The organism is Halobacillus litoralis (assembly GCF_009856415.1).
Lineage (GTDB): Bacteria > Bacillota > Bacilli > Bacillales > Halobacillaceae > Halobacillus > Halobacillus litoralis_C.
Genome location: NZ_WMEZ01000002.1, coordinates 528,995 through 542,226, shown reverse-complemented (window position 1 = coordinate 542,226; position 13,232 = coordinate 528,995). Strand labels below are relative to the sequence as shown.

The following is a 13,232-nucleotide window of genomic DNA, read 5'->3' as shown; positions in this document are numbered from 1 at the left end:
AAGACGGAAAAAACGAATCTATGTAAACGCTGTCTATTTGGAGAATTATTTGAAAAATGGTGTTGTATTTGTATGCCCCCCATGTTATGATTTACTCAACTTCATTAATCAATGAATTTTGTGCAAACGTATTCACATCCTAATCTATAGCACTTTTATAGCTCATTGTTGGACAAGCCGATGAGTTTTTTAACTACCATTTGCGCAAACGTATGCGCTGAGGTTGCACAAGTTGAAAAACTCTTTTCTTAGATGTGATATGTAAGCGGATTCAATGATTAATAAATAAATAGGGGTGGATGAGATGAAAAGAAACAAATTTTATTCTGGGATTGCCACAGCATTGTTGGCGTCTACTGTAGCTCTTTCTGGTTGTTCATTTGGATCCGACGACAGCAGCAGTTCAGACGACAATGCTTCAGGCGATGCCGTTACCGTCGATGTCTTTCAGTTTAAAGTAGAGTTCAAGGACCAGTTTGAAGAGCTTGTGTCCATGTATGAAGAAGAAAACCCAGACGTGAACATCAACGTTAAAACGGTCGGTGGTGGAAACGATTACGGAGCTTCATTGAAGACTTCTTTCTCTTCTGGAGAAGAGCCTGATATTTTCAACGTCGGTGGACCTACAGATGTCGATGAGTATGAGAAATACTTAGCAGACCTTTCTGATACAGAAGCTGCAAACGCAGCACTTGAAGGGACACTTTCCGGCGTATCCCGTAATGATCAAGTATTGGGTCTTCCTTTCAACCAGGAAGGATACGGTCTCCTTTATAACAAAAAAGTTTTTGAAGAAGCAGGAATTAATGCGGAAGAAATTACAACATTTGAAGCTCTAGAAGAAGCTGTTCAAACGTTGGAAGATCAAAAAGGTGAGCTTGGAATCGACGCACCATTTGCCTTCCCGGCGAAAGAGAAGTGGGTCATTGGTAACCACTTAGCCAACGCGTATATTGCAGATGAATTCAACAACGACATCATGGAAGCTTATGAAGCGGACACGATTGAGTTTCAGATGGGTGACCAAATGAAGCGTTTCGTAGACCTTCAAAACGAGTACTCTGTTCAACCGACACTTAGCCTTGATTACTCTCAACAGGTAGAAGAAAACTTCTCTCTTGGTAAAGTTGCGATGATTCAGCAAGGAAACTGGGTTTACAACACGATTGAATCCATGGATCCTGAATTTGCTGAGAACAACGTCGGTCTTCTTCCGATCCCTGTAGAAGGTTACGAAGGAAGCATCCCTGTTGGTGTACCGAACTACTGGGTTGTGAACAAAGAGTCTGAAGATGAAGTCGTACAAGCAAGTAAAGATTTCTTGGATTGGATGTACACATCTGATCAAGGTAAGAAATTCGTAACGGAAGAATTCAAGTTCATTCCGGCATACGAAGGATATGAAGATCAGGAAATTGCAGATCCGATTTCTCAGGAAATCTATGAGTATGCGAACGAAGGCAATACGCTTGGATGGGTCTTCCTTGGAGCGCCGACGGGCTGGACTGAGGACGCATTCGGAGTAGCTGTACAAGAATACCTTGCTGGAGACATCAGCTGGGAAGAAGTAGAACAAAGAGCGACTCAAGCTTGGGAAGACGCTCGTCAATAATCAGTAGAATTGGAACCAGTAAGGGCTTGCTGCCCTTACTGGTACTATAAAAGATCCCCTCTATTAGGATATTTAAATAGGTAAGTATGTTAATAGATGGGATGTTTTATCCAATCATATGAGATCGATATCATAACGCGCGGTTCGTGCCGCTTAAAGCATTGGAGGAGTAATACATGCAGAATCGAAGTTTATCTTTCTGGCTGTTCCTGACGCCGGTGATCATGGGTCTTGGTATAGTCGTCGTCATTCCTTTCTTATATGGTCTCTTCTATTCCTTCACGGATTGGAACGGGATTACAGCAAATGCATTCATAGGTTTTGAGAATTACATCAACCTTTTCCAAGAAAGTGAATTCATGGACTCGATCTGGTTTACGGTTAAATTCGCCGTTGTAACCGTCATCCTTTTGAACATCATGGGTCTTGGACTGGCTCTTCTTGTTACACGTAACATCAAATCAGGGAACCTTCTGCGTACCGTATTCTTTATGCCGAACTTGATCGGTGGTCTGATTTTAGGGTTTATCTGGCAGTTCATTTTCATCAGTGTATTTGGAGATATTGCGGGCCTTACCGGAATTGAGGGATTGAACGGTTGGCTGTCTACGACGAACACTGGTTTCTGGGGTCTTGTCATCCTGACCGCATGGCAGATGGCTGGATATATCATGATCATTTACATTGCTTACCTTGAAAACATTCCGAAAGAGTTGATTGAAGCAGCGAAAATCGACGGAGCAAGCAGCTTCCAACGCTTCAAAAACATTACGTTCCCGCTCGTTGCACCGGCCTTTACGGTCAGTATGTTCTTGACGCTTTCCATGGCCTTCAAGATCTATGACCAAAACTTATCCCTGACAAACGGCGGACCATTCAACTCGACACAAATGGTAGCGATGGAAATTGTCCGTACCGCGTTCTCTGATAATCAAATGGCTTACGCTCAGGCCAAAGCCGTCATTTTCTTCTTGATCGTTGCTGTCATCGCATTGACGCAAGTGTATTACAACAAGAAACGGGAGGTTGAGATGTAATGAAAAAGAATAAAGAAAAACGGAATTTAATCTCCATTGAAATTCTCGGCCTTCTGCTTGGTCTCATCTGGATTGCGCCTTTCTATTTGATGATTGTCAACGCATTCAAAACAAAGCGGGACATCTTTTCTGGCGTCCTAGGGTTCCCGGAAGAAGCTGTATTCTCAAACTTTGTAGAAGCATTCATTGACCTGGCATTCTTGAAATCACTGTTCAACTCTGTTCTGATCACAGGTTTAAGTATCGCCATCATCATCCTGTTCTCTTCTATGGCTGGATACGCCTTAGCGAGGAACAAAAGTAAACTCAGCGGCATCATCTTTTTCATCTTCGTTGCTGCGATGTTGATCCCGTTCCAGTCGGTCATGATTCCACTCGTCTCTATTTTCGGACAGGCGGACATGTTGAACGCTGGTGGATTGATTTTCATGTACCTAGGTTTCGGTTGTAGTTTGTCGATCTTCCTTTATCACGGAGCGATGACAGGGATCTCGAAGTCCATGGACGAAGCGGCCATCATCGATGGAGCGAACCGTTTCCAAACGTTCTGGTACATCATTTTCCCATTGTTGAAGCCGATTTCCGTAACCGTAGCGATCTTGAACGTCATTTGGATCTGGAACGATTATCTCCTTCCATCTCTTGTATTGAGTGAGTCCAATGCGACGATTCCACTGAAGATGTTCTACTTCTTCGGCCAATACACGAAACAATGGCACTTGGCACTTGCCGGTCTGACGATCGCTATTCTGCCAGTCATTATCGGCTACTTCTTCGCTCAAAAACAAATCATCAATGGCGTATCCGAGGGTGCTGTCAAATAAGTTTTCAACACTTCTTAAATAAGGGGTTTTGAACATCAGTCATTCCGATACATTCCATTGGTTAGGGTAGAAAATGAAAGATGAATAGAGGAAAGGAGGCGATGGGCGTGTCTGTCACAATTAAAGATGTGGCGAGAGTTGCGAATGTCGCTCCTTCTACGGTATCCAGAGTCATCTCCGATAGTCCGCGGATCAGTGAACGGACGAAGCGGAAAGTGAGAAAAGTGATGGAGGAATTGGGGTATCACATCAATTACAACGGCCGCGTCCTTGTCAGTCAATCGACGCAGACGATCGGGATTGTAACCAAAGTTTCTTCTGTCCACTCTTTTGATAACCCTTTTTTCTCAGAATTGTTGAGGGGAATCAGCGATGCATGTCATGAAGAGGATTACAGCATTTATTTGACGACTGGAAACACGGAAGAAGCCATCTTCAAAGAAGTTGTCAAAATGGTGCAGGGAAAACGGGTCGATGGGGTCATCGTCTTATACTCCCGTGAAGATGATCAAGTCGTCCCGTATTTAAGGGATTGTAATTTTCCTTTCGTGATGGTCGGAAAACCTGTCAACCGGGCAGGTGAAACGATGTTTGTCGATAATGACAACATTCTCGCAAGTAAAGAAGTGACGGATTATTTGATTCAACTGGGTCATGAGAGGATCGGCTTCATCGGAGGGGATTCTCATTTTGAAGTGGCCCGGGACCGTTTAGAAGGATTTCGACAAGCATTGGCGAATGGTCATTTAGAGGAAGACAAAAATTTACAAAAAAATATTCAAACCGGACTGGCGGATGCCGAGCAAGTGGTGGATGAACTGCTGCAGGTCGAGGACCCGCCGTCAGGCCTTGTCATCACTGACGATTATAATGCATTGACCGTCATGAGAGCATTGACCTCCAAAGGTTTGAACCTGCCGGAGGATATGAGCATCGTCGGGTTCAACAACACGATGATTGCCCGTTTATCAAATCCCGCACTCACAACAGTGGATACTCAGTCGTTTCAATTGGGTCATGAATCAGCCAGGAGCTTGATCGATTTATTGAACAGGCCGGACATGATCAAAAAAAGCATCATCATTCCGACGGTCATCGTAGAGCGGGATTCCTGTCACCCAAGAAAAACGATCAAACAAATGGACTAATTTTTTTCGCAGAAAGAAAGCGCTTATTTTTACAGAAAAGGGGAATGAACATGAACGTACTAGTATGGAATGAAAACCGTCACGAAAAAGAAAACCAGGTTGTCGCAGATATTTATCCAGAGGGCATTCATAGTGCCATCGCTGATTTTCTTGGCGAAGACCATGAAAATGTGAAAACAGCGACTTTAGATGAGGAAGAGCATGGATTGACCGATGAAGTGCTAGCAGAAACAGATGTACTTGTTTGGTGGGGACATAAAGCCCATGATGAAGTGCAGGATGAAATCGCGGAAAAAGTAAAGCAGCGTGTACTCGAAGGCATGGGACTGGTCGTTCTTCACTCGGCTCACTTTTCTAAGCCGTTCAAAAAGTTGATGGGCACATCCTGTGATTTGAAGTGGCGTGAAGCGGATGAAAAGGAACGCATCTGGGTCGTCGATCCGAGTCACCCGATCACAGAAGGCATCGGAGAGTTCATTGAAATTGAAAAAGAAGAAATGTATGGCGAACATTTTGATATCCCGACTCCTGAAGAATTGATTTTCGTCAGCTGGTTTGAAGGTGGAGAAGTGTTCCGTAGCGGGGCTACTTTCCGTCGTGGAAGAGGGAAAGTCTTTTATTTCCGTCCGGGGCATGAAACGTATCCAACGTATTACAACAAAGAAGTACAAACCGTCATCCGTAATGGTGTGAAATGGGCGAACAACACAGAAACGCCGACACCTGTTTACGGAAATGCTCAACCTTTAGAAGAAATTTCGACTAAATCATAAAAGGAGCTTTTACTATGACACAATTGAAAATTGCTGTAATTGGATGCGGAAGCATTGCTCAAAATCGTCACCTTCCGGAATACGTTGCGAATGAAAATGTTGAAGTCAAAGCGGTCTGTGACATTGTTGAAGAACGTGCGAGGGAAGTAGCGCTTTTGCACGGTGCGACTCTTTACACAGACTATGAAGAGCTGTTAAAGAAAGAAGAAGTGGACGCGGTGAGCGTGTGCCTGCCGAACTACTTGCATGCACCCGTCTCCATTGCTGCACTGAATGCCGGTGCACATGTCCTGTGTGAAAAGCCGATGGCGACTTCCAAAGAAGAGGCAGAAGAAATGATTCAAGCAGCAGAGAAGAACGGTAAGAAATTGATGATCGCACACAACCAACGTTTTGTGCCGTCTCACGTGAAAGCGAAAGAACTGATCGAATCAGGTTCAATCGGAAAAGTGTACAGTTTCCGTACGGCTTTCGGCCACGGTGGACCGGAAGGATGGAGTGCAGAAGGAGAAAACAGCTGGTTCTTCAAGAAAGATCAGGCGTTCATCGGCGCCATGGGTGATTTAGGAGTACATAAAGCAGACTTGCTCCGTTACATCCTTGGCGAAGAATTCGTGGAGGTCGCAGGTTTTGTCGAGAACAATGCGAAGAAAGACATCACGGTCGATGATAATGCCGTCTGTATTCTACGTTCTCAATCTGGCGTTGTCGGAACGATGGCAGCGAGCTGGGCTTACAATCCGAACGAAGACAACTCAACCGTGATCTACGGGGAAAAAGGAACGCTTCGCCTTGAAGACGATCCAGAATACTCCTTGATCGCACAATACACGAATGGCGATATCGTCAATTATCAGCTTGGAAAAATTCAATCCAACGAAGAAGGCGGACAAAGCAATTCTCATGTCATCGACCACTTCGTTGACAGCATTGTGAATGATACCGAGCCTCTGATCACTGGAGAAGAAGGTATGAAATCATTGGAAGTCATCCTCGGTGCCCTCCGCTCAGGCGAAACGAGACAAATCAGCAGCCTGGAGAAAGTCACGAAATGACACGTTTGAAAATGGGAATCATCGGAGTAGGGGGAATTGCCCAAGGGCGGCATATTCCCTCTTTCCTTGATTTAAAAGACAAAGTGGAGCTGACGGCTGTCCAAGATGTGAATGAAGGACGAGCGGAAGAAGTAGCCGAAGCCCATCAGATTCCCTACGTTTTCAAAGATTATCAAGATATGTTCGAAAAGGTCGATGCGGTCACGATTTGTACGCCGAACAAGTTTCATGCCGAAATTTCCATTGCCGCCCTTGAAGCTGGGGTTCACGTGCTATGTGAGAAGCCGATGGCGATTACGACAGAAGAATGCGAAGCCATGATGGAAGCAGCGAAGAAAAATGACCGCCTTTTATCCATCGCCTATCATTACCGATACACACCGGAAGCGCAGCTGGCTAAAAAAGCGATCCTCAATAATGAAATTGGCGATCCTCTCGTAACGAGAGTCCAGGCGATGCGACGCCGGAAAGTGCCAGGCTGGGGTGTATTCACAAACAAAGATTTGCAAGGCGGCGGCAGCTTGATTGACTTTGGATGTCATTTGCTTGACCTTGCGCTTTGGCTCCTTGATGACCCAAAACCTGTCGAAGTGATGGGACGCACCTACGATCGGTTGAGTAAAACACCGGGACAGGTGAACGACTGGGGAGCGTTCAATCATGAAACGTTCAACGTCGATGACCATGTGACGAGTTATATTACGTTTGAAAACGGAGAGTCGCTTCAGTTTGAGTGTTCGTGGGCGGCTAATATCAAGGAAGACCATACATCGCTTTCGATCTCCGGTGTCGACGGTGGCCTTAGTGTCTATCCATTTGAACTTTATCAAGCCAAATACGGAGCGCTGCTCGATAGTACAGCGAAAATCCGTGAAGGCGAACCGACACCTGGTCTCGCTCAGGCAGAAAACTTTATCGACAGCTGTTTAGGAAATGATGAATTAGTCGTGAAGCCGGAGCAGGCTTTGAAAGTGACGAAGCTGATGGAAGCGATCTATCAAAGCAGTGAAACAGGTACGAGTGTGAAACTATAAACTTAGCAGGAGGAGATTGTTCATGAAATTAGGCGTTTTTACGGTATTATTTTCCGATAAATCCTTTGAAGAGATGTTGGACCACGCGAAAGAAGCAGGTTTGAAAGCGGTCGAAATCGGGACAGGCGGCTACCCTGGCAATGCTCACTGTAACGTAGATGAGCTACTTGAAAGTGAAGAGAAACGAAACGAGTACTTAAAGAAAGTTCATGACCGCGGGCTTACCATCAGTGCTTTCAGCTGTCACGGCAACCCGGTATCACCGGATAAAGCCTTCGCTGAAGAGTCTCATGAAGCGTTTGTGAAATCGGTAAGACTAGCAAACTTGATGGATGTACCTGTGGTGAATACTTTCTCAGGTACACCAGGCGGACACGAAAACGATACCGCTCCGAACTGGCCGGTCACTCCATGGCCACCGGAATATTCAGATGTGTTAGAATGGCAGTGGAACGAAAAACTGATCCCTTATTGGAAAGAACAAGGGAAGTTTGCCGAAGAACATAACGTCAAAGTCGGTCTTGAACTGCACGCAGGGTTCCTTGTCCACACGCCTTACACGATGTTGAAACTTCGTGAAGCGACAAGTGATGCCATCGGAGCGAACCTGGATCCAAGTCACTTGTGGTGGCAGGGCATCGACCCAGTAGCAGCAATCAAGATTTTGGGTAAAGAAAATGCGATCCATCACTTCCATGCAAAAGATACGTACATCGATCAGGATAACGTCAACATGTACGGTCTGACAGACATGCAGAATTACGGAAACGTGCAGACGCGCGCATGGAGTTTCCGCTCCGTCGGATACGGTCACGGAATCGAAGAATGGTCCAACATCATCAGTGCACTCCGTACGTACGGCTATGATCATGTCGTCAGTATCGAGCACGAAGATCCGATCATGTCGATCAACGAAGGATTCAATCAAGCCGTGAAAAACTTGAAATCTGTGCTGATTGAAGAACCGGCAACGGAGATGTGGTGGGCTTAATTTGGAAACAGCAAAACCCCTCTGACTTTTGAGGGGTTTTTATTTTTACAAAGGGTCAAAGAAGTGTGGGGACAGCTCCAGCGCCCGGGCGCTCGCGACATAAGCAAATAATCTGTTGAAAGGAAGAAGGAACCAGCACCTTCCTACGGCCGTTTTGCTTATGTGTGTTGTGTCTCTCGGGGCGCTTGCGCTTTTCTAATTAGGAAGGGGAAGATTATGAAACAGTCATCAGGAATCAGAGGCGGCCTTTATGCCGTTAGCGAGTGGATCAGTAAATTCGCATTAACCAACCTTCAGTGGGCGTTGTTCAATTTGCCAGTCGCACTATTATTGTTGAGCTTATTGAACGTGGGAGACATACAGGAATTGTGGTATTTGCTGCCGCCGCTTGTCCTCTTGCTGCCTTTCATCTTTTTCCCTGCCACGACCGCCATGTTTGCAAAAGCGCGCGACTGGGTGAGGAAGGATCATAAAGAAACAGCTGATCGGTCTTACCTCAGCTATTACAAAGAGAATTACAAAAACAGCATGAAGGCTGGAATCGTTCTTACGATTTTGTGGAGTGTGCTTGGCGCTGATCTCTATTATTTTTCTACGATGAGTTCCCTGCTCATGAATCTGTTTCTCATCTTGGGAATCTTATTGTTCGTATACACCATTAATACGTTCAGTACGCTTGTCCATTTTGATTTAAAAGTAGGAGCAGCGCTGAAAAAAGCATTTATGCTTACATTTGTCAGCCCGGTGCTGTTTTTGACAGTCGCAATCAGCTCAGGATTCATCCTGGCCGTCAGTCTGTACATTTTCCCGCTGATCATTCCGATCTTCACCGGATCCATCATCGCCTTTCTCGCTTTCTCCGCCTACTACAGGCTTTATTTGAAACTGAATAACATGGAAAATACTGTATGACCTGGTCCGTTTGGATGAGGTCATCTTTTTTGTATTGCGGACATTTAAGAAAGCGGTTACAATTTAAGTAGTTATTAGTGATAAGCAGGGTGGAGATGGTATGACCCAAACGGTGAAAATAGGAAAGCTTGCGATGCTGCTTGCTTCCCTGGATGAGAGCGAGAGGGAGCTTTTTATAGACGCGTTCGAACAGGTGGAGTACTGCCAGGGGAAAGCAGGTTCGATGGAAGTTCAAAAAGTGATTGCAGCCGTCGAAACAGCGGCTAAGCGAAACGGTATTATCTCTGAACATGTCTACAGGGAGACGCACGCGCTGTATCATGCGATTTTAGAATCCTTGCAGGGCGTAACGCGGGGACAGATTGGGGTCGGCAATATGATGCGGACCGTTGGACTGCGTTTTGCCGTCGTACGTGGAAAGCCTTATGACCGATCAGAAGAAGGCGAGTGGATCGCCGTGGCTTTTTATGGAACAATCGGGGCGCCGGTAAAAGGTTTGGAACATGAGACATTTGGACTCGGTATCAATCATATATAAAGAATAGGTGGCCTATAGTCATGAGCGATGAGGGGGCGACAATGGTATTTCCCATGCCATTGTCGCCCCTTTTTGTAGAAAATCCACCAGAATCTTTTCGTGTGAAAGGGGGATTGTGGATGATCGAACTGAATGGAAGGGACTTATCGATGGAGCAAATGAAGGAAATCTGTTTCGATAATGCCAAAATCGGATTATCAAATGCGAGTCTGATCGATGTCAGGGCAAGCAGGGAAACCGTCGAAGATATCGTGACCCGAGGGCACTCCGTGTACGGCATTAACACAGGGTTCGGGAAACTGAGTGATGTCCGAATTGCTGCGGAAGACGTTGACAGTCTGCAGCACCACCTGATCCGTTCACATGCGTGCGGTGTGGGGGAACCTTTTTCTGAAAAAGTGAGCCGTGCCATGATGGTGCTTCGGTTGAATGCGCTCATGAAAGGTTATTCAGGCGTGCGGGAAGTGCTTGTTCAGAGGCTGTGCGATCTTGTTAACCTTCATGTCCATCCGGTCATTCCTTCACAAGGATCACTCGGGGCATCCGGAGACTTGGCTCCGCTCGCCCATTTAGCCCTTGTCCTAATGGGCGAAGGGGAAGTTTTTTATGAAGGAAACCGGCACGCAACAGAAGATATATTGGAGAAGTTGTCGCTGAAACCATTATCGTTGAAGGCCAAAGAAGGGCTTGCGCTCATTAACGGGACCCAGGCGATGACGGCGGTCGGAGTCATCAGTTACATCGAAGCGGAGCGGCTGGCTTTGCAGTGTGACTGGGTGGCAAGCCTTACGTTGCAGGCCCTGGAAGGCATTCGGGACGCTTTTCATCCGAGCATCCATGAAGCGCGCGGCTATCCGGAACAAATGACTGTGGCTGAGCGGATGCGGCATCTAATTAACGGCAGTCATCTCGTCACTTTTCAAGGAGAGAAAAGAGTGCAGGACGCCTATTCCTTACGATGTATTCCACAAGTACACGGAGCGACATGGCAGACGCTGCATTACGTACGTGAGAAATTGACGATTGAGATGAATGCAGCGACAGACAATCCACTGCTTTTAGAAGGTGGAAAAGTGGTCGTATCCGGTGGAAACTTCCACGGCCAGCCGATTGCGTTTGCGATGGACTTTTTAAAAATTGCGATCAGTGAGTTGGCTAATATTTCGGAGCGGAGAATTGAGCGTCTCGTCAACCCGCAGTTGAACGACTTTCCTCCGTTTCTCAGTGCGAATCCGGGGTTGGAGTCAGGGTTGATGATTGTACAGTATGTGGCCGCATCGTTAGTTTCTGAAAATAAAACGCTCGCCCACCCTTCAAGCGTCGATTCGATCCCATCGTCTGCGAATCAGGAAGATCATGTGAGCATGGGTACTACAGCAGCCCGGCACGCCGCCATGGTCATTGACAACGCAACAAAAGTTGTAGCGATCGAGTTGATCTGCAGTCTTCAGGCGCTGGAACTGAGGGGGATCGAGCGGGCATCGGTACTTGCCCAGGACCTTTTTACATCAGCACGAAAAGTCGTACCGAAAGTGACGCAGGATCGAGTGTTTTCTAAGGATATCGAAAACGTGGAGCAATGGTTGAAGGAGAGCGCTTTTGACTGGGAAAAGTGGAAATCCGTTCATGAAGGAGGAGAAACGTATGTCGACAACTCGTAAAGTGAAAGCCAAAACAGGAACACAGCTGGAATGTAAAGGATGGGAGCAGGAGGCTGTCCTAAGGATGCTCTGCAATAACCTTGATCCAGAGGTCGCAGAAATACCCGGAGAGCTCGTCGTTTATGGTGGCATTGGAAAAGCGGCACGGAACTGGGAAGCGTTTGATGCAATCGTTGCGACGCTGAAGCGTCTGGAAAAGGATGAAACGATGCTTGTCCAGTCCGGGAAACCTGTGGGTGTTTTTAAAACGCATGAAAACGCGCCGAGAGTATTGCTCTCAAATTCCGTCCTCGTTCCGAAATGGGCGAACTGGCAGCATTTCCATGAACTCGATCAGAAGGGTCTCATGATGTATGGCCAAATGACGGCAGGCAGCTGGATTTACATTGGATCACAGGGCATCTTGCAAGGAACGTATGAAACGTTCGCGTCCCTTGCTGAAAAACATTTCGGAGGATCGTTGAAAGGAACGATTACTCTGACGGCGGGCCTTGGCGGCATGGGAGGAGCACAACCGCTTGCGGTCACGATGAACGGAGGTGTCGTCATTGCTGTCGAAGTGGATCCTGACCGGATTTCCAAACGGCTGCAGTCCGGCTACTGCGATGTGAGTACAGCGTCTCTGGATGAGGCAGTTTTATGGGCAAAAGAAGCGAAAGCGAATGGAGAGGCTCTTTCGATTGCTCTATTAGGGAACGCGGCAGAGATGCATGAACGACTTTTACAAAATGGGCTGGAGATTGATATTGTCACAGACCAAACCTCTGCGCATGACCCGCTGAATGGCTATGTACCTGTCGGGTATTCGCTGCAGGAGGCGGCCGTTTTGAGAAAAAAGGATCCGGATAAGTATGTGCGCCTCTCATCAAAATCTATGGCCAAACACGTAGAGCTCATGCTGCAGTTTCAAAGAAAAGGCAGCGTCGTTTTCGACTATGGCAACAACATCCGTCAGGTCGCACTGGAAGAAGGCGTAGACGATGCGTTCGATTTTCCCGGCTTCGTTCCTGCCTACATCCGACCGTTGTTTTGTGAAGGGAAAGGGCCGTTCCGTTGGGCCGCTTTGTCTGGTGATCCGAAAGATATTTACCGCACAGATCAGCTGATCAGAGAACTTTTTCCTGATAATGAGAAGTTGCTCCGGTGGATTGATATGGCACAGGAAAAAGTCCAGTTTCAAGGACTTCCGTCGAGGATTTGCTGGCTCGGTTATGGGGAGCGGAAGAAAATGGGGATGGCGATCAACGACCTTGTGAGGAAAGGGGAGTTGAGTGCGCCTGTGGTGATCGGCAGGGACCACCTCGATTGTGGATCGGTCGCTTCACCGAACAGGGAAACGGAATCGATGATGGATGGCAGTGATGCGGTCGGTGATTGGGCGGTGCTGAATGCACTCATTAATACAGCGGCCGGCGGATCGTGGATTTCTTTTCATCACGGCGGTGGTGTCGGAATGGGCTATTCGCTTCATGCAGGAATGGTCGTTGTGGCTGATGGCACCGACCTCGCCGAAGATAGACTGGAACGTGTCCTCACGACAGACCCTGGCATGGGCATACTTCGTCATGCTGATGCGGGTTACGATAAAGCGATGGAAGAAGCGGATAAGCATGCCATTGATATACCAATGAAGAGGAGGGGATAGTG

At 46.9% G+C, this 13,232-nt stretch carries 12 protein-coding genes; all 12 read left to right on the top strand.

From position 1 onward, the window contains the following. Positions 1–304 precede the first annotated feature (304 nt). The 12 genes from GLV98_RS08155 (at position 305) to hutU (ending at position 13,230) form a co-directional block, all read left to right on the top strand. Positions 305–1,612 (top strand): ABC transporter substrate-binding protein, encoded by a 1,308-nt coding sequence (locus GLV98_RS08155; RefSeq protein WP_160913901.1) that lies wholly within the window; start codon positions 305–307, stop codon positions 1,610–1,612. Positions 1,613–1,788: 176 nt separating this feature from the next. Further along, positions 1,789–2,649, top strand: coding sequence for a carbohydrate ABC transporter permease (locus GLV98_RS08150; RefSeq protein ID WP_089652024.1), 861 nt, complete (start codon positions 1,789–1,791; stop codon positions 2,647–2,649). After that, entirely contained in the window at positions 2,649–3,473 is an 825-nt protein-coding gene (locus GLV98_RS08145; protein ID WP_160910985.1) for a carbohydrate ABC transporter permease, read from the top strand. The genes GLV98_RS08150 and GLV98_RS08145 overlap by 1 nt, the downstream gene beginning before the upstream one ends. A 107-nt stretch (positions 3,474–3,580) precedes the next feature. After that, positions 3,581–4,621, top strand: a complete 1,041-nt coding sequence (locus GLV98_RS08140) for a substrate-binding domain-containing protein (protein WP_160913899.1) — start codon at positions 3,581–3,583, stop codon at positions 4,619–4,621. A 50-nt stretch (positions 4,622–4,671) separates the two neighbouring features. After that, positions 4,672–5,394: a ThuA domain-containing protein gene (locus tag GLV98_RS08135; RefSeq protein WP_089652021.1), complete on the top strand. Its 723-nt coding sequence runs from the start codon at positions 4,672–4,674 to the stop codon at positions 5,392–5,394. A 14-nt stretch (positions 5,395–5,408) separates the two neighbouring features. Then, the gene (locus GLV98_RS08130; protein WP_160913897.1) at positions 5,409–6,449 is read left to right on the top strand and encodes a Gfo/Idh/MocA family protein; all 1,041 of its coding nucleotides are present in this window, start codon (positions 5,409–5,411) and stop codon (positions 6,447–6,449) included. Continuing rightward, a complete protein-coding gene (locus GLV98_RS08125; RefSeq protein WP_160913894.1) occupies positions 6,446–7,483 on the top strand; it encodes a Gfo/Idh/MocA family protein in 1,038 nt (345 codons plus the stop codon). Before GLV98_RS08130 ends, GLV98_RS08125 begins: the two co-directional genes overlap by 4 nt. Before the next feature lie 22 nt (positions 7,484–7,505). Next, positions 7,506–8,474, top strand: coding sequence for a sugar phosphate isomerase/epimerase family protein (locus GLV98_RS08120; RefSeq protein WP_160913892.1), 969 nt, complete (start codon positions 7,506–7,508; stop codon positions 8,472–8,474). A 216-nt stretch (positions 8,475–8,690) separates the two neighbouring features. Further along, a complete protein-coding gene (locus GLV98_RS08115; RefSeq protein ID WP_160913889.1) occupies positions 8,691–9,386 on the top strand; it encodes a YesL family protein in 696 nt (231 codons plus the stop codon). Positions 9,387–9,486: 100 nt separating this feature from the next. Beyond that, positions 9,487–9,924 (top strand): hut operon transcriptional regulator HutP, encoded by a 438-nt coding sequence (gene hutP, locus GLV98_RS08110; RefSeq protein WP_160913887.1) that lies wholly within the window; start codon positions 9,487–9,489, stop codon positions 9,922–9,924. 119 nt (positions 9,925–10,043) lie between these two features. Continuing rightward, positions 10,044–11,585, top strand: coding sequence for a histidine ammonia-lyase (gene hutH / locus GLV98_RS08105; protein WP_160913885.1), 1,542 nt, complete (start codon positions 10,044–10,046; stop codon positions 11,583–11,585). Then, entirely contained in the window at positions 11,569–13,230 is a 1,662-nt protein-coding gene (gene hutU, locus GLV98_RS08100; RefSeq protein ID WP_237417073.1) for a urocanate hydratase, read from the top strand. The genes hutH and hutU overlap by 17 nt, the downstream gene beginning before the upstream one ends. Positions 13,231–13,232 lie beyond the last annotated feature (2 nt).